Source organism: Microvirga sp. HBU67558 (genome assembly GCF_018069605.1).
Taxonomy (GTDB): Bacteria; Pseudomonadota; Alphaproteobacteria; order Rhizobiales; family Beijerinckiaceae; genus Microvirga; species Microvirga terrae.
In genome coordinates, this window is sequence record NZ_JAGPUP010000011.1 from 1 (window position 1) to 233 (window position 233).

General features: G+C 68.2%; 1 protein-coding gene. It reads right to left on the reverse strand.

What is annotated here, in order from left to right:
* Positions 1 to 233, reverse strand: a 233-nt coding sequence (locus KBI52_RS00040) for an ATP-binding cassette domain-containing protein (protein ID WP_210804704.1), incomplete at both ends; no start/stop codon positions are given.

A 233-nucleotide genomic window follows, 5' to 3' on the forward strand; every position in this document is an offset into this window, starting at 1 on the left:
AGGACCTCCTGGCGCTTGGCGATGGCCCGCGCGATGGCGACGCGCTGCTGCTCGCCGCCCGAGAGCTGGGCGGGGAAATGATCCATCCGCTCCTCGAGCCCAACCAGCGCAAGGGCCTCCTCCGGCTGCATCGGGTGCTCGGAAATCTCGGTCACCAACGCGACGTTCTCGCAGGCCGTGAGGCTCGGGACGAGGTTGTAGAACTGGAACACGAAGCCGACATGGCGCCGGCG